This window comes from Levilactobacillus muriae, from assembly GCF_045862015.1.
GTDB classification, from domain to species: domain Bacteria; phylum Bacillota; class Bacilli; order Lactobacillales; family Lactobacillaceae; genus Levilactobacillus; species Levilactobacillus muriae.
Window position 1 is genome coordinate 47,493 of record NZ_BAAFRU010000003.1, and the last position, 21,671, is coordinate 69,163.

Genomic DNA, 21,671 nt, shown 5'->3' on the forward strand with positions numbered 1-21,671 from the left:
AAATATCTAAATTGAAGGTTGAAATCCAAAATGCTCACCTTACTCTTACAATCGTAGGATTTGTTACCGCTAAATTAGTGACAATGGCCGCCTCCGGCTCTGATTGTGAACGTCAATTTCAAACACTGAATCCCATGTGGTGCCTAATTTTAGCCTCTGTATGGTTGTGACAACAGGCATAATGAGTATTTTGGAGCTTTCAACCTTCAGATCTAAATTATCCCTATACTAGTACTAATGTAAAATTTGCGGATCTTGTCTCATTTTTTTGGAAATAAAGTCCAAATTTGGTTTAGTCACGAATTCATTCTGGTGGATAACTACATAGAATCTTGACGGTTGGAACTGACCTAACGCGGGGATGAACTAAGTTAACTTTTAGGCATTTGCACCGCGCTCATTTTGACGCTATCCAAGACGGGCGGACTAGCTTATACTTAGAGTAATCAGGAAGTTAGAAAGGAAGATTTGACGAATGGATGCAGACCATTTATCGGTGCGTCTTGCCACCGTTGCCGACTACGTTCCCATGGGGAGCCGGTTGGCTGATATTGGGACCGATCATGCGTACCTGCCAGTTAATCTAGCCAAGCGTGGCAAGATTGTTGATGGTGTGGCCGGTGAGGTCGTTAAGGGCCCGTTTGAAAATGCCCAACATGAAATTGAAAAAGAGGGACTGACTAGCCGAATTACAGCGCGGCTGGCCAACGGTCTTCAGGCAATTGAAGCCGACGATCACATTGATACCGTTGCCATTGCAGGGATGGGTGGTACACTCATCGTCCAGATTCTCACGCAGGACTTTGATCGCTTGGCCGGAGTTAACCGATTAGTTTTACAGCCTAACGTGGGTGAGAAGAATGTCCGGCAGTTCTTGATGACCCATGGGTTTCAGTTAGTCACGGAACAGATTGTGACGGAAGACGGACACGACTACGAAATTTTAGTGGCCGACAGGGCGGACAATCCCCAGCAGTATAGTGCGGAAGACTTGCGGTTCGGTCCGTATTTATTGGCGGAACACAACGCCATCTTCATGGCCAAGTGGCGGCGCGAGTTGGCCCGGACCAGGCAAGTTTTGGCCCAGGTACAATCAGCCAAGGAAGTCCCCACGGCAAAGATTGCAGAATTAACGGCTGAGATCAAGGAGATTGAGGAGGTCTTGCAACGTGTTGGTGCGTGAGTTAGTTGAACGGTTCGAGCAGTTCGCCCCGAAGACGTGGGCGGAGCCTGGTGATCCAGTTGGGTTGCAGCTGGGTAGCCTAGATGCACCGGTCCACAAGGTCATGGTGACCCTGGATGTGCGACCTGAGGTTGTTGATGAGGCAATTGCGGTTGGGGCCGACTTTATCTTTGCACACCACCCGATGATGTTTCATCCGGCCAAGAACCTGGATTTAGCAGTCCCCCAGAATCAAATGTATGCGACACTATTGCAGCATCACATCACGGTCTATGGTGCGCACACTAACCTGGACAGCGCCCCCGGTGGTATGAATGACTGGTTGGCAACTGCCCTGAATCTTCAGGACGTCGAAGGACTAGTTCCCAGCAATGGGGCGACCGCAACACCGGCCATTACCATGGGCCGAATCGGTAATTTACCGACCGCCACATCCGTTCGTCAATTTGCAGAAGATTGCAAACGCATCTTCAATGTACAGGGCTTGCGGCTGATTAGTCACACCCCGGATGCGGCCGTCAAGCGGGTCGCCGTTCTGGGTGGCAGTGGGGGGCCATTCTATCAGACCGCCTTGGATAAGGGCGCTGATGTTTACGTGACTGGCGATATCTCGTATCATCCTGGTCATGATATGATTGCGGCAGGGTTGAACGTAGTTGATCCCGGACACCATATCGAGAGCATCTGCAAGCTGCACCTACAGACATTGTTTACGCAGTGGGCGGCTGAAAATCAGTGGCCGATCACCGTGGTAGCGTCGCAATTAAATACCGACCCCTTCACTTTTATTTAGTCGTGAAAACGGGTACACTAAAAATGTAGTTAATTCATTTGAGGAGTGATTTATTTTGGCAAAGTATGAAAACCTGATTTCCCGGTTCCTGAAGTACGTCAAGATCAACACGCGTTCCAATCCCAACTCTGGCACGATCCCATCAACGCCGCAGCTGACTGAATTCGCTGAAGGCTTGGTGAAGGACTTAAAGGAAATCGGCCTGGACAACGTGCATATCAACAAGCAATGTGCTTACGTGTATGCGACCTTACCAGCCAATACGGACAAGCAAGTGAAGAAGATTGGTTTTATTTCTCACTTTGACACTGCTGACTTTAACAGTGAAAACATTAACCCCCAATTTGTGGAAAACTATGATGGCAAGTCCGTCATCAAGTTGGACGATGCCGGCAAGTACACGCTGGATCCAGCGGTGTTCCCAAACTTGAAGAACTATCAAGGCCACACCTTGATCACCACGGATGGGAGCACCTTACTAGGTGCCGATGACAAGTCCGGGGTCGCTGAAATCATGGCCGCCGCAGAATACCTGTTGGCTCATCCTGAAATCAAGCACGGTGAAATTGAAATTGGTTTGGGACCTGATGAAGAAATTGGTTCTGGTGCCGATCACTTTGATGTTAAAGACTTCGGTGCCGACCTCGCTTATACGGTCGATGGTGGTCCGTTAGGTCAATTGGAATACGAAACCTTCAACGCCGCCGATGCCCAGGTCGAAATTACGGGGACCAATGTGCACCCGGCCGAGGCCAAAAACGTGATGGTCAATGCTTCCCAAGTTGCCATGGACTTCCATGCAGCTTTGCCAGCTCACGACCGGCCAGAGCACACTGAAGGGCGTGAAGGGTTCTTCCACTTGTACAGCATGAACGGGACCGTTGACAGTGCACACCTGAGCTACATCATTCGGGATCACGACCGTCAGATCTTCGAAGACCGTAAGAAGCTCTTCCAAGGGGTTGCCGATCAATTGAACAAGGATTATGGTAGCGAACGTGTCCAAGTGACCATCAAGGATCAGTACTACAACATGCGTGAGGTCATCGAGAAGGACATGACTGTCGTTGACCTCGCCAGAGAAGCCTTGGAAGAATTGCACATCAAGCCACTGATCTTCCCAGTTCGTGGGGGAACTGATGGTTCCAAGATCTCTTACTTGGGCTTACCAACGCCTAACTTATTCGCCGGTGGAGAAAACATGCATGGTCGGTTCGAATACGTCTCCGAACAAACTATGGAACAGGCAACCGACGTCGTGATTAAGATTGCTGAACTCGCCGAACAACAGGCTTAAATTAATTAGTCAAAATTGGTCAAATTATTTTGAATTTTGATCAAAATCAGTTAGAATATGAATGAAAAATGGAGGTTAACCTAAGGGTTGCCTCTTTTTTGAACAGCAGAAGGTTGAATCTAGTCATCTGCGGCTGCTAAGGTTGTCTTCAACCTTCTGCCAGTTATTTGTCGCTTTTGACTGAGCAAAGTTGCGTGAGAAAAAGTGAATGTTGTGAAATTTTGTTTTCTTCTGACACCTGTTTTAAATCCAGGTTAGTTGTGAGGATGGCGCAAATAGGTTTAGCCATGGAATTATCTTAGCGGTTTGTCGCTTAGATAATCGGTGGCTTTGAAACCGTTTTTGGGCTCCGGGCGTCCAACCATCGCGTACCCAGTCTATTTGTCCTGCCTGTTAAGGTGTCATTACCCGTAAATCCATGTTACTAAAACAATTCAAAACTAATTTTAACCGAGGAGGATGCAATCTATGAATCCAGAAAAAATGACGGAAGCACTGACCAGTGCCCTAAGTGAGGCACAACACATTGCCATGACCCGTAAGCACCAGGCGGTCACGGTGGCCCATCTCTTTAAATATTTGATTCAACCCGGGGAACTGGGACGGGAGATCCTTGCCAATGCTGGCGTGGATATTGCCGCCATGGATAGTGAACTTGACCGGGAACTCGATGGGATCAGTACGGTCTCTGGCAGTGGCATTCAGTACGGGCAGGAATTCTCTCGTAACCTGACTGATCTGCTACAAAAAGCCGATGCCATTAAAGATAAATACGGCGATGACTTTTTAGCCATCGACACGCTGATGATCGCTCTGATGCAGTTAGGCGGCGAGAACCTGACGGATTATCTTAAGAGTCAGGGGATCACGGAACAGATGGTTCGTAACGCCGTTGATAAGCTCCGGAGTGGTGAACGGGTGACCTCTAAGAATCAGGAGGACCAGTACAAGGCTCTTGAAAAATACGGGATCGACCTCGTGAAGGCCATGCGTAGCGGCAAAATTGATCCGATCATTGGCCGCGACGATGAAATCTTGTCGGTCATTCGGATTTTATCGCGGAAGACCAAAAACAATCCCGTACTGATTGGGGAAGCTGGCGTTGGGAAGACCGCCATCGTTGAAGGCCTGGCGCAACGAATCGTTCGTGGGGATGTGCCGGATAACTTGAAGGATAAGACAATTTTTTCCTTGGACATGGGCTCCCTGATTGCCGGGGCCAAGTACCGGGGTGAATTTGAGGAACGACTCAAGGCGGTCTTGAAGGAGGTCACCAAGAGCGATGGTCAGATCATCATGTTTATTGATGAAATTCACAACATCGTGGGTGCCGGCAAGGCCGAGGGTAGTATGGACGCCGGAAATCTATTGAAACCCATGTTGGCCCGCGGTGAACTTCACTTAATTGGGGCGACCACGCTCGACGAGTATCGTAAATATTTGGAACAGGACAAGGCTTTGGCGCGAAGATTCCAACGGGTCGTGGTCAACGAACCAAGCATTGACGACACGATCACCATCTTGCGAGGATTGCGTGAACGGTTTGAAATTCACCACGGCGTTAAGATTCATGACAATGCCCTGATTGCGGCGGCAAAACTTTCAGACCGTTACCTGACCGATCGGTTCTTACCCGATAAGGCGATTGATCTGGTCGATGATGCGTCGGCGTCCATCCGAGTAGAAATGAACTCTGCGCCAACTGAGTTGGATCAAGAACGGCGGCAAATGATGCGGATGCAGGTCGAACAGACCGCACTGAAGCAGGAAACGGATGCGGCTTCACAGACCCGTCTCAAGGAATTGACGAAGGAATTAGCCGACATTAAGGAAAAGGTCGACAAGTTGAGTGCACGCTGGAATCAAGAGAAGACGGCCATTAAGAGTGTCGGGGCCAAGAAGACCGAACTGGATAAGGCCAAGCGTGATTTGGAAAACGCCGAGGCCCAGTACGATCTGAACAAGGCTGCCGAATTGCAACACGGCACAATTCCCCGTCTGGAACAAGAACTGGCTGATCTGGAAACACAAAATCAGAAACAGAACTGGCTGGTCTCCGAATCCGTTACGGAGAATGAAATTGCTAACGTTGTCAGTCGAATGACCGGGATCCCCGTGACCAAGTTAGTTCAGGGTGAACGCGAGAAATTATTAAAGCTTGCCGATCGCTTACACGACAGAGTCGTGGGTCAGGACCAAGCCGTTTCTGCCGTAGCCGATGCGGTTCTGCGGTCACGGGCCGGATTACAAGATCCGACGAGGCCCCTTGGTTCCTTCCTGTTTTTGGGACCGACTGGTGTTGGGAAAACCGAATTGGCTAAGGCTCTCGCCGAGAATCTATTTGACAGCGAAGACCACATGGTACGAATCGATATGAGTGAGTACATGGAGAAGGAATCCGTGTCCCGGCTGGTCGGGGCGGCACCGGGCTACGTTGGCTACGAAGAAGGCGGGCAGCTGACCGAAGCTGTTCGGCGTAATCCGTATACCATTGTGCTCTTCGATGAAGTGGAGAAGGCCCATCCAGATGTCTTTAACCTATTGTTGCAGGTTCTGGACGATGGCCGGCTAACCGATAGTCAGGGTCGAACCGTTGATTTTAAGAACACAATCTTGATTATGACGTCCAACTTGGGCTCGGACCTATTGCTACAGGGAACCGATGATCAGGGGCACATTACGACCGCGGCGCAGGAGCAGGTGGCCAAGTTGCTTCAACTGCATTTCCGGCCAGAATTCTTGAATCGGATCGATGAAACTATCATGTTCACCCCGCTGACATTGTCTGATGTCCAACAGATCGTGGTCAAATTAGTGGCGCATCTCGCTGACCGACTCCATGAACAGCAGCTGGATCTCACAATTACACCCGCTGCTCAGACCTGGATTGCCCAGAAGGGTTACTTGCCGGCTTACGGTGCACGGCCACTGCAGCGCTTCATCACGACCCACGTGGAAACGCCACTGGCTCGCCAGTTAATTGCCGGTGATATTCCGGTTAATAGCCTGATTACGATTGATGTGGTGGACGACCAATTGGCCTTCACGCACGAGTTGCAGGCTGAGACAATTTCAACAACAAAATAGTCGTATCCAGTTATGATCTGCAGGTTGACGAAGTGCGTCAATTTTTCGCCATGTTGTACAACTACTGGCATAGTCTCTGGCTTTTGCCACAACGATGCTGAGACTACAATTAGGCAATGTTGTCTAAGCCAGCCGGCTTACCGTTCACCAAATTTAGGCTGGAACGCTGTGGGTAGGACGCCGCCAGCCTGAGAAGCGGTCTGCCAGCTCGCTTTGAACCGCCCAGGCGGCGTTTCAAAGTCGCCATTTCCCAAGTTAGCCCACTTGGAAAATCCCACGGCTGAGCCTAAATTTGGTTCACTTACGCCTACGTAGACAGTGATCAACTATCGTGGACTAACGTTGGCGGTTCAGCGATTGTCACCGCAATGTCAGGTTAAAGAACAAATCATAACCGGAGGCGGCCAGAGATGCAGGTAGGCTGTGTCGACGGTGTTAGCTGGGAACCAGCTTACAGCGTGGGACGCGTTTGGAGACTGACGGTTTATGTCAGGCTTCAAACCGAGCCGGAGGACCGTTTCTCAGGCCGCAGGCGGTCCCCACAGCAGCCGGAATTTCTGGCAGCCGCAGGTGGTAATTTTCGACTGATTTTGTGGATTAAATCTCTGTTAACTGGGCCTTTCTAGGTGTACTTTGGCTTTCAACCTTCAGGTAAGCATATTTAAGCTGTACTGTCATGGCATCGAAGCCGTGTCAGTACAGCTTTTTTGCCAGTTTAGGTCGTGACTATCTAGTGGTCAGGTTAAGCAGTTATCGCCTATTTTTGAGTATGCTGGGAATGGTGTAAAGTGGCTAGAGAACGTTTGTTCGTTTTACGAATATTTCGTCACTTTTCTGGTATAATAGCGATAAAGATAATGATGAGAGGAGTGGACAGGATGTTTGTCCCGTTACAGGTCATAAGTACCTATAGCTTGTTACAGAGTACCAACCGCATCCCCGACTTGGTGCAAACGGCTAAAGACCGTGGCTATATCACGTTGGCCCTAACTGATAAGAATGTCATGTATGGGGCCGTGGCCTTTTACAACGCCTGTCGCGCGGCAGGTATCAAGCCAATCTTGGGGCTGACGTTAACCACACAAGCGATTGGGGAGACGACCCAGCCAAGTGAATTGATTTTCTTGGCCAAAGACTTTACCGGCTATCAACAGCTTATGCAGTTGTCCACGGCCTATCAAGTGGCCGAGGCACCGGTCGATCTTAGTCAACAGACGGCTAATCTAACGCATCTCAGTATGATTGTTCCGCTGACCGGTGAGGTGGGTCAGCTACTGGCGATTGGGGATGCAGCAGCGGCAACGAAGACCGTTCAGCAGTTACAGACGTGGGCACCGGGTAACGTGGCCGTGGGGATCAGCCCGGATCTGGACGCGGGCACTCAGCAACAGTTACGAGCACTCCAGACCGCCACACAGGTCCCCCTCGTGGGTCTCGCACCAGTGGCCTATTTGAATCGAGAGGATCATTTTGCTGTCACGGTTCTGCGAGCAATCGGGGCGGGTGAGGTCATTGAAGATTTACCAGCCGCACAAGAGACGATGGGCACACATTGGTTACGGCCGGCCGCTGAACAGACAGAACGTTTTACGCACGCGGGATTGGCGGATGCCGTCACGGCGACTGAACAGCTGGCCGCAGCGTGTGACGTGACACTGAAGTTTCAACAACCACAATTACCCCAATTTCCAACGCCCGACCAGCAGGGCTCCCAAAGTTACCTGCGACAGCTCTGCCAGGAGGGCCTTCAGCGGCGGCTAGTGGCAAATGGCATCCAGGATAGCCAACCTTATCAGCAGCGCTTAGAACGCGAGCTAGGGACCATTCATCGGATGGGGTTTGACGACTACTTTTTGATTGTCTGGGACGTCATGAACTTCGCCCACCGTGCTCACATTCAAACGGGACCAGGACGGGGTTCAGCGGCCGGCTCGTTAGTCGCTTATGTTTTGGCGATTACCGAGGTTGACCCGCTGACTTATAATCTCTTGTTTGAACGTTTCTTGAATGAAGAACGGGCCCAAATGCCCGATATTGATCTGGATATTCCGGACGATAAGCGAGAACAGGTCTTACAGTATGTGCACGATAAGTACGGTCATTCTCGCGTCGGTCAAATTATTACTTTTGGAACACTGGCGACTAAGGCTGCCCTCCGCGATGTGGGTCGGGCTCTGGGAATGGCGCCGTATCAGATGAGTGACTGGAGTGCGGCAATTCCCAATAAACTTCACATTACACTGGCTGAGTCCTATAAGCAGTCACAGAAGTTACGTAACCTAGTTGCCGATAGCTCGAAGAATAAATTGCTTTATGAGACCGCTTGTAAGCTGGAGGGTCTTCCCCGTAACTACTCGACCCATGCGGCCGGGATCGTGTTAAGTCAGGGACCGTTGACGGACCTCGTGCCCTTACAACCGGGCGCTGGGAGCCTACTGATGACGCAGTACCCTAAGGATACAGTCGAAGCGGTCGGTCTGCTGAAGATGGACTTTTTGGGCCTGCGGAACCTAAGTATCCTCGCCAATGCTCTGGCGTTGGTTAAAAAGCAGACGGGACAGTTATTGGATATCAACGCCATTGACCTCAACGATGCGGCGACCCTCAAGCTCTTTGCTCAGGGGGAAACCAACGGCGTCTTCCAGTTTGAATCCTCTGGCATCAAGCGCGTCCTCCGCCAATTAAAACCGAATAGTTTTGAATTGGTGGCCGCAGTCAATGCCCTGTATCGACCTGGGCCAATGGAAAACATCGACACTTTTATCAAACGTAAGGACGGACAGGAGCAGGTGACCTATGCGGCCGATGCGCTTAAGCCAATCCTGGGACCAACCTATGGCGTCTTGGTCTACCAGGAACAGGTCATGCAGGTTGCTAGTACGATGGGTGGCTTCACATTAGGTGAGGCCGATCTGTTGCGGCGAGCCATGAGTAAAAAGAAGAAGCAGACCATGGACGCTATGCAAAAGAAGTTTGTTGTGGGTGCCCGACAACTGGGGTACGCCACTGAGACGGCCCAGCAAGTCTTTGACTACATGGATCGGTTCGCGAACTACGGGTTTAACCGGTCCCATGCCGTGGCCTATAGCAAACTGGCCTTTCAGCTGGCTTATCTGAAGGCCCATTATCCGGGGCCGTTCTATGCGGCCCTGTTGAACTCGGTGATTAATGTGCCGGAGAAGACCAAACTGTACTTGACTGAGGCCAAGCGTCACGGTGTCACCATTCTACCGCCGGATATTAACCAGTCGTCGGCTTACTTTAATTTGCGGGGAGCGGCTATTATCTTTGGCCTGAGTTCCATCAAGGGTGTGCGCCGAGACTTCTTGCGAGAACTCCTAGCCGACCGCCACGAAAATGGGCCGTATCGTGACTTACACCAGTTTCTTCAACGGATTGCCGATAAGTACCGGAAGGCGGATCTTCTCAATGCACTGGTCTATGCCGGCGCCTTCGACAATTTTGGCTACAATCGGGCGGAATTGATTGCGGCACTACCGGAATTCTTAAGCAGTGTCGAGCTATCTGGGGGCAACGTCGAGCTCTTTGCGGCGCTGGCACCTAAGGTCGAGCACCGGCCTGACTTGGATCTGATGACGAAGTTGACACAGGAAGAGGCCGTGCTGGGTGCTTACCTGTCAGGTCATCCAGTGGAGCAGTATCGACCTCTGGCTCAAAAACTCCACGCCGTGACGATCAGTGATCTGGCTGAGAACAATCGGGTCGCGATCGTTGTTTACGTCACGCGGATTCGGACGATTCGGACCAAGCGTGGCGAGCCGATGGCCTTTGTCACTGGGAGTGATGAGACCGCCGATGTCAGTATCACCATTTTTCCCAATCAGTATCGCACCGTGAGTGAGTGGCTGAAAACGGATCAGGTTATCGTCGTTCGGGGCAAGGTGGAACAACAGCGGGGGCTACAGATTGTGGCCGATCGACTGGATCTGGCCGAAAGCTTGCAGCCGGCTGGAGATCAGCAGGCCAAACAAGGGCCCCGCTGGTTTATTCGGGTCGATGAAGATCACGATCAACGACCGGTAGCTCAGCAACTCGCCCAATTTTTGACGGCGAATACGGGGCCAGTGCCGGTGATCGTGTATCAACCCCAGACCGATCAAAAACGGCTGTTGCCGAAGACGCAGTGGCTACGTGCAGATGTGGCACTAAAAGCGGCACTGGAACGCCTGATGGGTGCGGGTAATGTTGTTTATGAAAATGGATAGACCAATTTAATAAAAAATACCTCTAGACTATTTATATCAAGTCCTGTATTATATATACCAATGGACAAGATATTCTACTTTGGAGGTATTTTTTAATGAAATTAAACGTTAAAGTTTATTCCGATGGGGCCAAGCTGACCGATATGAAAGCCGTTGCTGCGAAGGGACTCGTTGCGGGCTTTACCACGAACCCTAGCTTGATGAAGGCTGCTGGGATTACGGATTATCTGGCCTTCGCCAAGGAAGCTGTTGCAACGTTCCCAGACCAATCGATCAGCTTTGAAGTTTTCGGTAATACGCCAGAACGGATGTTAGCTGAGGCAAAAGTACTCGCAGCGTTAGGCAAGCATGTGGCCGTTAAAGTACCGATTATACGGGCGAGTGGGGATGACAATACGGCCGTGATTACGGCACTTTCCGACGCCGGCGTCCAGGTCAACGTGACCGCCATCACCACGCTGCAAGAAGTTAAGTTGGCAGTGGATGCGTTGAATGCCCAAACTGGGGGCATCGTGTCCGTATTTGCTGGTCGAATCGCCGACACCGGTGTCGATCCAATGCCAATGATGAAACAGTCAGCAGAACTCTGTCACGGGAAGGCCAACGTGGAACTTCTGTGGGCCAGCACGCGTGAGTCAATTAACGTTGTTCAAGCCGACGAGACTGGCTGTGACATCATCACCGTGCCACCAAAGATTCTGAATAAGTTAGACAAGTTCGGGAAAGATGCCTTCCAGGTCTCCGTCGACACGGTCAAAACTTTTGACCAAGATATCGCCGAGTTGGGCTTTACAATTCCAGTAGAGGTCGGATAAGTCTACCCAAATGTGCGACAGCACTGATTAAAAACGGAGTCTGATACCGGGCAATTGATTTCAGCCGGATGGCGATGCTCGGCTAGCTTTGGATCGTTAAAGTCTTTAAGCATCGTCTAAATGAGCTTTTATGAGAAGCTGGCCATGAATTCCGAGAGGGACTCATGGCTGGCTTTTTCGTTCGATCAGGTTACCTTTAGGCCAAACCTTGGCGTTGACAATCAATCCCTGAAAGCGTTTTTAAATAAATCGAAAATTATTTTTTCGATAACTGATTGATTATAAAACAAATCGATTTCTGTGTGTTTTCAGTGCCGGTAGGTAAGGGAAAACGCTTACTTTGAGAAATTGTGTACAAAGTGTCGAAAAATCGATAAACATAGCAGACATTAATTTTCAAAAGTGATAGAATAATTTTGGAATCAAATTTGAGCCGAAACTTTTGGCATGCCAATTTTTAACGAGATTGGCGGACTGCTTCGGCCAATTCTAAAGGAGAGATTTTTCTAATGAAGAAAACCAAGATCGTAAGTACCCTTGGTCCTGCAAGTACTGACGTTGATACGATTGTTAAATTAATCGAATCTGGCGCCAACATCTTCCGGTTCAACTTTTCACACGGTGACCATGAAGAACATTTAGACCGTTTGGAAAAGGTCCACAAGGCTGAAAAGATTACTGGTAAGACCGTTGGTATCATGTTAGATACTAAGGGTGCCGAAATTCGGACGACTGTTGAAAAGGGTGGCAAGCTTGCCTTCCATACCGACGACGTATTCCGGATCTCCATGGATGACTCACTCGAAGGAACCAAGGAAAAGATCGCTGTTACTTACCCTGGCTTGTTCGAAGATGTCCACGAAGGCGGCCACGTCTTATTCGATGATGGTTTATTAGATACTGTCGTTGAATCCAAAGATGACGCAACTAAGGAATTAGTTGTTAAGGTTCAAAACGATGGTATCTTAGGTTCCCGTAAGGGTGTTAACGCTCCTGGTGTTTCCATTAACTTACCTGGGATCACTGAAAAGGACTCCGATGACATTCGTTTTGGTTTGGACCACGAAATCAACTTCATCGCTGCTTCATTCGTTCGTAAGCCACAAGATGTCATGGACATCCGTGAACTCCTCGAAGAAAAGCACATGGAACACGTTCAAATCTTCCCTAAGATCGAATCCCAAGAAGGTATCAACAACTTTGATGACATCATCAAGGTTTCCGATGGTTTGATGGTTGCTCGTGGTGACATGGGTGTCGAAATTCCTACGGAAAACGTACCTTTGGTACAAAAGGCTTTGATCAAGAAGTGTAACATTTTAGGTAAGCCAGTTATCACTGCTACCCAAATGTTAGACTCCATGCAAGAAAACCCACGTCCTACGCGTGCCGAAGCTTCTGACGTTGCCAACGCTGTCTTTGACGGTACCGACGCAACCATGCTCTCTGGTGAAAGTGCTAACGGTGAATACCCTGTAGAATCCGTTGCAACTATGAACCGGATCGACATCAAGGCTGAAAATGCTTTGGCAGAATTTGGCCGTGACAACTTGGACTTCGATAACGGCGACGTTACTGAATCCATCGGTGCTTCCGTTGCCCGTGTTGCTAACGAATTGGGCGTTAAGACCATCGTTGCTGCTACGGAATCCGGCTACACTGCAAAGATGATTTCTAAGTACCGGCCAAATGCTGATATCTTAGCTGTTACCTTTGACGACCGTACGCGTCGTGGCTTGATGGTTAACTGGGGTGTATACCCAATCGTTACCGAAAAGCCTGCTAACACTGATGCAATGTTTGATTTAGCTGCTGCTAAGGCCGTTGAAACTGGCTTGGCCAAGGAAGGCGACTTGATCTTAATCACTGCCGGTGTTCCTGTTGGCGAACGTGGCACGACTAACTTGATGAAGATCCAATTGATCGGTTCAAAGTTAGTTCAAGGCCAAGGTGTCGGTGATGACACGGTAATCGGCAAGGCCGTTATCGCAAACTCCGCTGCTGACGCAAATGCAAAGGTTGTTGAAGGTGGTATCTTGATCGCCAAGAACACCGACAAAGACTACTTGCCAGCTATCGAAAAGTCTAGCGCCGTTATCGTTGAAAACGGTGGGTTGACTTCTCACGCAGCTGTTGTTGGGATTTCCATGGGGATTCCTGTTATCGTTGGCGCTACTGGTGCCAGTGACAAGATCTCCGATGGCGAATTGATCACCGTTGACTCACGTCGCGGTATCGTTTACCACGGTGCTTCCAACGCGCTTTAATACGAGATAAACCTGTTATTAAAAACGGATCCTCTGTCGGGGGTCCGTTTTTTGTTGGCTTTTTAAAGGGGAAGACGGGGTGCAGAGACCAAAAAGCTTACCAGGGTACATGTCCTTACTGCGGCTGAGGAGCTGTGGCCAGCATAAATAAATTTGTAAGATTAAAGCTCGCTAGTTGGGTGGTTTCCGTGTAAAATAAAGGTTAGACACTTTTGAACGGTTGACTGGGAAACCAGTAGAATTGAGGAGATTATGGAAGAACTATTAGGCCGCGTCATCGCGGGAAAAGTTACTGATGAAAATGAAAATGATTACTATGTCCAGATTGCCGGGACGACTTTTCGGCTGGATAAATCAGAAATCAAAAAACCTTTAAAATTAGGGTCAAACTTTAAAGGATTTACCTACGAAAATGAAAATCATGAAATGCAGATTACGCGTGATGCCCCGCAAGTACAAGTCGATCACTACGGCTTTGGTACGGTTGTACGGACGCAACGGACATTGGGCGTCTTTGTCGATGTTGGATTGCCCAATAAGGATATTGTCGTTTCCTTGGATGACCTCCCAGACATGATGGAACTGTGGCCACAACAGGGCGATCGCCTGATGATTGCGTTGCGCGAAGATGCCAAGCAACGACTCTGGGGTGTGTTGGCCGATGGCGATATTTACGCTGCCATTGCCCAGCCCGCTAAGAAGATCTTGCAGAACTCTAACGTCGTTGCCCGCTCGTATCAATTGAAGTTGGTCGGCACGCGGGTCATGACGGACCATTATGAGTTGGGGTTCATTCATCCATCCGAACGGGAACGCGAACCGCGTTTAGGTGAGGAACTCCACGCACGAGTTATCGGGGTTCACGACGATGGGACGTTGAACCTATCCTTACGTCCACGGACGTATGAGGCTATTGACGACGATTCAGCGATGCTGTTAGCTGCTCTGGAACACAGTGAAGATGGCCGTCTGGCGTTCAGCGACAAGAGTGACCCAGCTGCTATCAAAGCTTACTTTGGCATCAGTAAGGGTCAATTTAAGCGGGCCATTGGTCACCTCTTGAAGGCCCGTAAGATTACCCAGCACGATGGTCAACTCTGGCTAGCACCAACGGATGCCACCGCTGATGAGGAGACCAAAGACTAGGAGGAACGCTCATGACCGAATTAGCGGATCAAACGCTGGACTTTGCCCACTACCTGACTGTAGAGCAGGGGCTGGCCAAGAATTCGGTGACGAGTTACACGCAAGAACTCCATAATTTTTCGGCGTATCTGACTGATCAGCACCACACGAACTTTTTAACGGTTGATCGTTTGACGGTCATGACTTACCTGAGTGCACTGACGACTAGTGGCAAATCGCGAAATTCCGTGATTCACGCCGTGTCGGCCTTGCGAAAATTTTACCGTTATCTGGTGCAGACCCATCAGTTGATCGACAATCCAATGGCCAATATTGCTGCACCTAAGCACGCGGAACATTTGCCAGCGGTGCTCACTGTGGCCGAAGTCGACCGTTTGCTGGCGACCCCGGATACGGCGAATAAGTATGGACTGCGCGATCGGGCCATTCTGGAAGTGATGTACGCGACCGGATTGCGGGTTAGCGAGCTGGTTCATTTAAAGCTAGTCGATCTGCACCTAGAGATGGGCTTGATCCAGACACTGGGCAAGGGTGATAAGGAACGCATCATTCCCATTGGTGATGTGGCGACCGACTGGATTAACCGGTACCTAGCGCACAGCCGCCCGGTCCTGCTGAAGCAGCGAACCAGTCCCTATCTCTTTCTCAACGCGCACGGCGGGGGCCTGTCACGGCAGGCTATTTGGCAGAAAATCAAGCATTATGTGACCTTGGCCGACATTCAGAAGGACGTGACGCCCCATACCCTGCGGCATTCATTTGCGACCCATATTTTGGAAAATGGTGCGGACTTACGGGTGGTTCAGGAGCTTTTGGGGCACGCGGATATTACGACCACGCAGATCTACACACACATCTCTAAGAAACGGTTGGTTTCGGTCTACGACCAGTATCATCCACGAGCTTAGCCAGCTACAGTGTGTATGGAGACGATTAAACGGAGGCAAACCATGCTATTAAAATATCGTAGCGATTATCAGAAGATCGCCATGGGCTTGCTGAGTCTGATACCGAGTTTTAAGGACTGGGATCGACTGCAGCGAGAACTGGCTTGGTATCAAGGGGGAGCCGACCGGACGCTCTACCTGTGGAAAGATAAATACGATGACTTTTCCGGTGCCGTGGGGACGCAGGTTCAGGGGAATTACCTGATCGTGCGGCTGATCACGTTGATGCCGGATAAGGATGTTATTGAAAATACGTGGCAGTTGTTGGATCAACTCGCGACGGCACTGCCAGATAAGCGGCTGATGGGAACCCTCTCCACGGCCAAGACTATTGCAAAATGGGAGTATCACCATGGACAAAGCCACAGCAAACGGGCAACCGCTGATTCAGGTCAGTGATTTTGAAGGCCCACTAGATTTACTGTTACATCTCATTAAAACCAACGAGATGGATATTTATGATATTCGGATCGCAACGATCACCAGTCAGTATCTGGATTACTTGCATCAGATGCAGACGCTGCGCCTCGACATTGCCGGGGAGTATTTTGTGATGGCGGCAAACTTGATGGCCATTAAGGCAAAACTCCTGTTACCCAAGCCCCAGACGCTGGTGCCTAGTGACGAGGACGATATGGGTGACCCCCGTGAGGATTTGGTTAATCAGCTCTTGGAGTATCAGCGCTATAAACAAGCTGCTCAGGTGCTCAAGGCACGGGCTCAGGAACGCCAACAACACTTTACTCGGCCTGCTATGGCGGTGCCGGACTCGGTAGCTTTATCGGTGGCACCGGGCATTGAACCAGCCGATCTACAGGCCGCATTGGCCAAGCTGATTCATCGGGCCATGGTGGCTAAACCGGTCACGCAGAGTATTCAGCAGGAACACTACACGATTAAAGAACAGATGCAGACGGTACTGACGCATTTGGCGCACAGTAAGGGACCAGTCAGCTTTGAAAAGCTACTGGGGCAGACACCGGTGCTCGATGAGATTGTCACGACCTTTCTGGCCGTCTTAGAGCTCGCGCGGCAGCGACAGGTCGCCTTACAACAGGTTAGTCGCTTAGTGCCGTTGCAGATCGATTTTTTACGGTTGAAAGGCAGGTATCCCACAGATGTCACCCCTAGCACAGATTGAAAGTTTACTGTTCGTCAGCGGTGACGAAGGCATCACAGTCGCTGATTTGGCGGCAGCCACGGGACTATTGCGACCGGCGATTCTAGCGTCCCTGGAGCGGCTGGCTCAGAGGTACGCGGCCGATCAGGATTCGGCGTTAGAATTGATGGTCAACGATACCACTTACCGGCTGGTCACTAAGGAAGCCGCCGGCGACTTGATCAAGCGGTACTTTGAGAACCCCTTGAGTACGAGTCTCTCGCCAGCCTCACTAGAAGTCCTGGCGATTATTGCGTATCGTCAACCCATCACGCGGATTGAGGTTGATGAGATTCGTGGGGTTCAGAGCGCATCCACCGTTCAAAAGTTGGTCTTGCGCCGATTGATTGAAGATGCGGGACGTCTCGATGAACCAGGACGGCCGAAGCTCTATCGGACCAGCGCTTACTTTCTCGACTATTTCGGCTTGAAACAACTCAGCGACTTGCCCCCTTTGCCAGCTGCGGCTAATCCCAGCGAGCAGGACGATGGGGATGGCGGTGACTTGTTCTTACAAGCTTTTAACCAGCAACTGAACCAATCAGGAGAATCAGGAGATGAAACGTAAATGGAACGACTACAAAAAGTTTTAGCACACGACGGCGTGGCTTCACGGCGTCAATCAGAAAAGTTAATCATGAGCGGCCGCGTCAAGGTCAACGGTAGCGTTGTGACTGAATTAGGCACCAAGGTCGGTGTTCACGATAAGATTCTCGTGGATGGCGTCCCAATTACCACTGAAGCGCCCGCCTACGTGATGCTGTATAAGCCACGGGGAGTCATTTCCACGTCCAATGATGATAAGGGCCGGAAGACCGTGGTCGACTTGGTCGAAAGCGTTAGTCAACGGGTCTACCCAGTGGGTCGCTTGGACTACGATACCTCGGGATTAATCCTACTGACCAATGACGGAGAACTCGCCAATCGTTTGACACACCCCAAGTATGAGGTTGAGAAGACCTATGTGGCACGGGTCACGGGTATTCCAACGAACGATGGCCTCCGTAAATTACGTCAGGGTATCACGGTCGACGAGATGAAGTATGCGCCGGCTAAGGCCAAGATCATCAGTACCGATGACAAGAAAAAGATTGCGATTGTCTCGTTAACGATTCATGAAGGTAAGAATCATCAGGTTAAGAAGATGCTGAACGCGATTGGCTGTCCCGTTGAGAAGCTGAAACGTGAAGAATATGGTTTCTTAACGCTCAAGGGTCTCCAACCCGGCGATGCGCGTAACCTGAAGCCAGAGGAAGTCAAAGAACTCCGCCGGTTGACCGGTTTAGCCTGAGACAAATCGTTGACAGACGTTGGTTCGTTTAGTACATTAAAGGTGTACTAAAAATTTATGGTTCATCTTCAGGGCAGGGTGTGATTCCCGACCGGCGGTAAAGTCCGCGACCCGCGCGAGCGGTTGATTCGGTGCAACTCCGAAACCGACAGTATAGTCTGGTATGCAGAAGATGAGACGTTGCTTTTTGCGTAGCTTAATTTTGACGTAAACTCCAAGGTCTTGCTCTTCTGTGGCGAGGCCTTTTTTCGTGGGTCGCGTCACTGAGATGACCGCAAGGAGGAATTAGTCTCATGGAAAGTAGTCACAAGGGGTTAGGTGTTCGCGCAATGGTCGAGATGGCGTTATTTGCCGGTGTCTCCTATATCTTGATGTTCGTGTCGATTCCGATTATTCCCATCGTCCCGTACATGAAGCTTGATTTGAGTGACTTGGTCGTGCTGATTGGGTTAGGGGTCTTTGGTCCGGCGGGAGCGATTACGATTGCTGCGATTAAGGAGCTGTTGTACTTTGTCACAACCGGGTTAGACATCGTGAACTTCATCGGCGTCCTGACGGCGTTCATTGCCGACCTCGCCTTGGTGCTACCCATCAGTGTCGTGTTACGGCGACACGAGTGGACGTTTAAACGCCAGGTGGTCGCGGTAATCGTGGGAACGCTGAGTCTTACGATCGTGCTGTCACTTGCTAACTGGTGGGTCATCACACCCCTGTACCTTAAAGTGTGGGGGATGTCGCTGGGGCTACCCGTCAATAAGCTCATCTTATTCGGGGTCATTCCGTTTAACTTGATCAAGGGAATCGTCCTAGGCGTCCTGTTCATTCTTCTGAATCGACGAATGGCACCCTGGCTACGTAAGCACACGCTATCATAAGCGAATCAATAGTGAATTGTCTTGAAATGAAGGGCTGGCAAACTGTCGGCCCTTTTCGTATGGTAAACTAGGTGCAGACTTGTAACGGAAGGGAAGCGTAGCCATGGAAGCGGCGGACTTATTAGGGTTACTCGATCACCAACAATTTCGCCGTTTGCGGGTGATCGAGAATCTCCTGCGAGAGAAGAAGACGGTGTCGACACTGTACTGGGGGCTGCGCTACCGATTACTCTACCTGATTGCTTTAGATAAGAAAATGGTGCGGGGCGCTTTGGATGCGCCGACCCAGACGTTGCTTAAGCAGGGATGGGTCGAGACCGGTGAGACCCCCGATCAGGTTCGTCTGACTGCAGCTGGGGTAGTCGAGCAGGCAAAGACGACTGAACACCCGCAGACGTGGGCCGATTGGGGGATGCTAGATCTGTTGGCCGCGCGACAACGCCTCCTATTAGCCGTGCAGGTTGTCAGTCAGTATGCGCACTCGGCTAAACGCTATTATCCCTTGGCAACGGATCTGGAGACACGCCAAGCGGTACGGAATTGGTTTCATCAAAGTAAGAATTCTCAGCTACCGGAACAAGTGTTCAATGCCTTGAAAAGCAGCCTAGAAAAATTGCCACCTGCAACTGCGAGTGTTGTCACGGATCTGTTTACGGGGTACGCGCAACCGGGCCTCACGGCAGATCAGATTGCACGGGCACAGCGAAGAACGTCTTGGTCGGTAACGTTGATGCAGTTTGACGGGGTTATGCAGATTGCTCAGGATGCCCGGGATCCCGAGCATCCGTTGGGCACATTATTTCGGTCGTTGTGGCAGTCGCCAGTGACGCGCAGTGCGCAGCAGACTCTAGCGGCGGTGTCACAGGGACGGCGGGTGGAACAGATTGCGACGATACGACAAATTAAGCCGGGAACAGCACGGGAGCATTTACTGGAGGCGGCAATCCTGTTACCCCTCACGCAATTTCCCTATGACTGGCTATTGACGTCAGCGATGCGGGCGGCGTTTGCGACGCATCTGACGGGACCAATCGATGTTTGGCAGTACACGGCATTGCCCCAAGAGCTCCAGGACCGTTACTCTTTTTTTGATTTTCGACTCTACGCCATTTGGTGTGATAAGCGAGGTGTGGGGGATGCTTGAGCCCTTAACGACAAGTTTAGAAAAGGTATTTGGTTTTACAAAATTTAGAGAAGGCCAGCAGGCGGCGCTCACGTCACTCGAGGCGGGGCAGGACACGTTGGCTGTGCTGCCCACGGGTGCCGGTAAGACGCTGATTTATCAGCTGTATGGGTACCGTCATCCGGGATGCGTGCTGATTATTTCGCCGTTACTGTCGCTGATGAACGATCAGGTTGACCGGATGCGCATGGCAGGATTTAAGCGAGTGGCAGCGATTAATTCACTGACGGGTTATACGGAACGGCAACTGATTATGCGCCATCTCGGAGACTACCAATTTCTCTTCATGTCACCGGAAATGTTGGCGCAACCGCAGATGTTGGCACAGATCAAGCAGCTTAAACTGAGTCTGTTAGTGATTGATGAGGCCCATTGCATTGTACAGTGGGGACCGGATTTTCGACCGGAATACCTGTTACTTGGGGCTATTAGAACGCAGTTACAGCTGCCGTTAACGTTAATGCTGACGGCGACTGCGGGGCAGACGACGCGTCAGGAAATTGCCAAACAGTTACGGAGTCAGCCCAAAATTGTGGCGGAATCCGTCGACCGGCCCAATATTTTTCTCGACGTGGAGCAGGTCGCTGACGAGTCGGAGAAACAGGAACGGTTGACGGCGTTGGTCGGTCAGCTCCAAGGACCGGGGGTCGTGTACTTTTCCAGTAAGCAGCAGGCTAGTGATACGGCATTGGCTCTGCAACAGCTGGCGGGGGTGAAGGCGGCGGCGTACCATGCCGGATTGAGCAGTGAGGATCGCTTCAAGATTCAGCAACAGTTCATGGCTGGGCAACTTGACGTCATCTGTGCGACCAGTGCGTTTGGCATGGGCATCGATAAGAATGATGTCCGCTACGTCATCCATTACCACTTACCAGCTGATTTTGAGAGCTATGCCCAGGAGATTGGGCGCGCTGGACGGGATGGTCTACCAAGCGTGGCCATTCTGCTATATGCCAGTGGGGATGAGCAACTCCCATTGATGCTGGGACAAGCTAATCGACCGGAGCCGGAGACCATCCATCGGTACTATGCACGACCACAGGCATTCAGCGAGGATGATGCGGCGATTGCCCTGTTGGCATTCTACAAGCGGCATGGCATTAGTGAGGCGGCAGTCGTCAAGCTGTTTAGTCGTCGGGAGCGAGAACGGAACCGTGCACTGGCACAGATGCTGAAGTACGTGCGAGAAGCACACTGCTTACGGCAAAACTGGCTTGCAGCATTTGACGAGCAGAGCCCAGCCCACCATGAACAGTGTTGTGCACCGGCGGGGATGTCCCTGAATCTTGGCCAGTTAGGCCTACTGGTGTCGAACCAAGCCGCTCCGACAGCTCCAGATGAGGACTGGGTCGTGCGACTACACCGGTTATTTTAAGAAGAATTTAGAGAATTCGCTCAGCTG

General features: G+C 50.7%; 17 protein-coding genes and 1 riboswitch. Of the genes, 16 read left to right on the top strand and 1 reads right to left on the bottom strand.

The annotated features are described in order from the left end of the window. Positions 1-475 precede the first annotated feature (475 nt). The 4 genes from ACKTSF_RS02415 to clpB all read left to right on the top strand — a co-directional run bounded on the left by ACKTSF_RS02415 (position 476) and on the right by clpB (position 6,360). The gene (locus ACKTSF_RS02415) at positions 476-1,183 is read left to right on the top strand and encodes a tRNA (adenine(22)-N(1))-methyltransferase (RefSeq protein ID WP_407886290.1); all 708 of its coding nucleotides are present in this window, start codon (positions 476-478) and stop codon (positions 1,181-1,183) included. Next, positions 1,170-1,976 (top strand): Nif3-like dinuclear metal center hexameric protein, encoded by an 807-nt coding sequence (locus ACKTSF_RS02420; RefSeq protein WP_407886292.1) that lies wholly within the window; start codon positions 1,170-1,172, stop codon positions 1,974-1,976. The genes ACKTSF_RS02415 and ACKTSF_RS02420 overlap by 14 nt, the downstream gene beginning before the upstream one ends. A gap of 55 nt (positions 1,977-2,031) precedes the next feature. Next, positions 2,032-3,273 (top strand): peptidase T, encoded by a 1,242-nt coding sequence (pepT, locus tag ACKTSF_RS02425; RefSeq protein WP_407886294.1) that lies wholly within the window; start codon positions 2,032-2,034, stop codon positions 3,271-3,273. A 468-nt stretch (positions 3,274-3,741) separates the two neighbouring features. Then, positions 3,742-6,360: an ATP-dependent chaperone ClpB gene (clpB, locus tag ACKTSF_RS02430; RefSeq protein ID WP_407886296.1), complete on the top strand. Its 2,619-nt coding sequence runs from the start codon at positions 3,742-3,744 to the stop codon at positions 6,358-6,360. A gap of 137 nt (positions 6,361-6,497) precedes the next feature. On the opposite strand, the gene ACKTSF_RS02435 is transcribed toward clpB, so the two are convergent. Continuing rightward, entirely contained in the window at positions 6,498-6,686 is a 189-nt protein-coding gene (locus ACKTSF_RS02435) for a hypothetical protein (RefSeq protein WP_407886298.1), read from the bottom strand. A gap of 552 nt (positions 6,687-7,238) precedes the next feature. On the opposite strand from ACKTSF_RS02435, the gene dnaE reads away from it, so the two are divergent. The 12 genes from dnaE (at position 7,239) to ACKTSF_RS02495 (ending at position 21,644) form a co-directional block, all read left to right on the top strand. After that, positions 7,239-10,586, top strand: coding sequence for a DNA polymerase III subunit alpha (gene dnaE / locus ACKTSF_RS02440; RefSeq protein ID WP_407886300.1), 3,348 nt, complete (start codon positions 7,239-7,241; stop codon positions 10,584-10,586). 95 nt (positions 10,587-10,681) lie between these two features. Continuing rightward, positions 10,682-11,401, top strand: a complete 720-nt coding sequence (locus tag ACKTSF_RS02445) for a transaldolase (RefSeq protein ID WP_407886302.1) — start codon at positions 10,682-10,684, stop codon at positions 11,399-11,401. 509 nt (positions 11,402-11,910) lie between these two features. Further along, positions 11,911-13,668 (top strand): pyruvate kinase, encoded by a 1,758-nt coding sequence (pyk, locus tag ACKTSF_RS02450; protein ID WP_407886304.1) that lies wholly within the window; start codon positions 11,911-11,913, stop codon positions 13,666-13,668. A 252-nt stretch (positions 13,669-13,920) separates the two neighbouring features. Then, on the top strand, positions 13,921-14,814 hold the full coding sequence (locus tag ACKTSF_RS02455; protein ID WP_407886306.1) for a CvfB family protein: 894 nt from the start codon (positions 13,921-13,923) through the stop codon (positions 14,812-14,814). 11 nt (positions 14,815-14,825) lie between these two features. Next, entirely contained in the window at positions 14,826-15,722 is an 897-nt protein-coding gene (xerD, locus tag ACKTSF_RS02460) for a site-specific tyrosine recombinase XerD (RefSeq protein WP_407886308.1), read from the top strand. A gap of 42 nt (positions 15,723-15,764) precedes the next feature. Then, positions 15,765-16,160 (top strand): N-acetyltransferase, encoded by a 396-nt coding sequence (locus ACKTSF_RS02465; protein ID WP_407886310.1) that lies wholly within the window; start codon positions 15,765-15,767, stop codon positions 16,158-16,160. Continuing rightward, positions 16,114-16,902, top strand: coding sequence for a segregation and condensation protein A (locus tag ACKTSF_RS02470; RefSeq protein ID WP_407886311.1), 789 nt, complete (start codon positions 16,114-16,116; stop codon positions 16,900-16,902). Before ACKTSF_RS02465 ends, ACKTSF_RS02470 begins: the two co-directional genes overlap by 47 nt. Beyond that, complete coding sequence (gene scpB / locus ACKTSF_RS02475; RefSeq protein ID WP_407886313.1) at positions 16,880-17,488, top strand: SMC-Scp complex subunit ScpB; 609 nt, start codon at positions 16,880-16,882, stop codon at positions 17,486-17,488. The genes ACKTSF_RS02470 and scpB overlap by 23 nt, the downstream gene beginning before the upstream one ends. Beyond that, positions 17,489-18,211, top strand: coding sequence for a pseudouridine synthase (locus ACKTSF_RS02480; protein WP_407886315.1), 723 nt, complete (start codon positions 17,489-17,491; stop codon positions 18,209-18,211). Between the two features lie 60 nt (positions 18,212-18,271). Next, positions 18,272-18,389, top strand: a riboswitch (FMN riboswitch). A gap of 115 nt (positions 18,390-18,504) precedes the next feature. Next, positions 18,505-19,086, top strand: a complete 582-nt coding sequence (locus tag ACKTSF_RS02485; protein ID WP_407886317.1) for an ECF transporter S component — start codon at positions 18,505-18,507, stop codon at positions 19,084-19,086. 103 nt (positions 19,087-19,189) lie between these two features. Next, the gene (locus ACKTSF_RS02490; protein ID WP_407886319.1) at positions 19,190-20,230 is read left to right on the top strand and encodes a helix-turn-helix domain-containing protein; all 1,041 of its coding nucleotides are present in this window, start codon (positions 19,190-19,192) and stop codon (positions 20,228-20,230) included. Then, positions 20,223-21,644 (top strand): RecQ family ATP-dependent DNA helicase, encoded by a 1,422-nt coding sequence (locus ACKTSF_RS02495; protein WP_407886321.1) that lies wholly within the window; start codon positions 20,223-20,225, stop codon positions 21,642-21,644. Before ACKTSF_RS02490 ends, ACKTSF_RS02495 begins: the two co-directional genes overlap by 8 nt. Positions 21,645-21,671 lie beyond the last annotated feature (27 nt).

Bases quoted from the DNA above. Each gene is read 5' to 3' on its own strand.
- ACKTSF_RS02415 (WP_407886290.1), top strand. From the start codon at position 476: ATGGATGCAGACCATTTATCGGTGCGTCTTGCCACCGTTGCCGACTAC.
- clpB (WP_407886296.1), top strand. From the start codon at position 3,742: ATGAATCCAGAAAAAATGACGGAAGCACTGACCAGTGCCCTAAGTGAG.
- dnaE (WP_407886300.1), top strand. From the start codon at position 7,239: ATGTTTGTCCCGTTACAGGTCATAAGTACCTATAGCTTGTTACAGAGT.
- ACKTSF_RS02445 (WP_407886302.1), top strand. From the start codon at position 10,682: ATGAAATTAAACGTTAAAGTTTATTCCGATGGGGCCAAGCTGACCGAT.
- pyk (WP_407886304.1), top strand. From the start codon at position 11,911: ATGAAGAAAACCAAGATCGTAAGTACCCTTGGTCCTGCAAGTACTGAC.
- ACKTSF_RS02455 (WP_407886306.1), top strand. From the start codon at position 13,921: ATGGAAGAACTATTAGGCCGCGTCATCGCGGGAAAAGTTACTGATGAA.
- xerD (WP_407886308.1), top strand. From the start codon at position 14,826: ATGACCGAATTAGCGGATCAAACGCTGGACTTTGCCCACTACCTGACT.
- ACKTSF_RS02465 (WP_407886310.1), top strand. From the start codon at position 15,765: ATGCTATTAAAATATCGTAGCGATTATCAGAAGATCGCCATGGGCTTG.
- ACKTSF_RS02470 (WP_407886311.1), top strand. From the start codon at position 16,114: ATGGACAAAGCCACAGCAAACGGGCAACCGCTGATTCAGGTCAGTGAT.
- scpB (WP_407886313.1), top strand. From the start codon at position 16,880: ATGTCACCCCTAGCACAGATTGAAAGTTTACTGTTCGTCAGCGGTGAC.
- ACKTSF_RS02480 (WP_407886315.1), top strand. From the start codon at position 17,489: ATGGAACGACTACAAAAAGTTTTAGCACACGACGGCGTGGCTTCACGG.
- ACKTSF_RS02485 (WP_407886317.1), top strand. From the start codon at position 18,505: ATGGAAAGTAGTCACAAGGGGTTAGGTGTTCGCGCAATGGTCGAGATG.
- ACKTSF_RS02490 (WP_407886319.1), top strand. From the start codon at position 19,190: ATGGAAGCGGCGGACTTATTAGGGTTACTCGATCACCAACAATTTCGC.
- ACKTSF_RS02495 (WP_407886321.1), top strand. From the start codon at position 20,223: ATGCTTGAGCCCTTAACGACAAGTTTAGAAAAGGTATTTGGTTTTACA.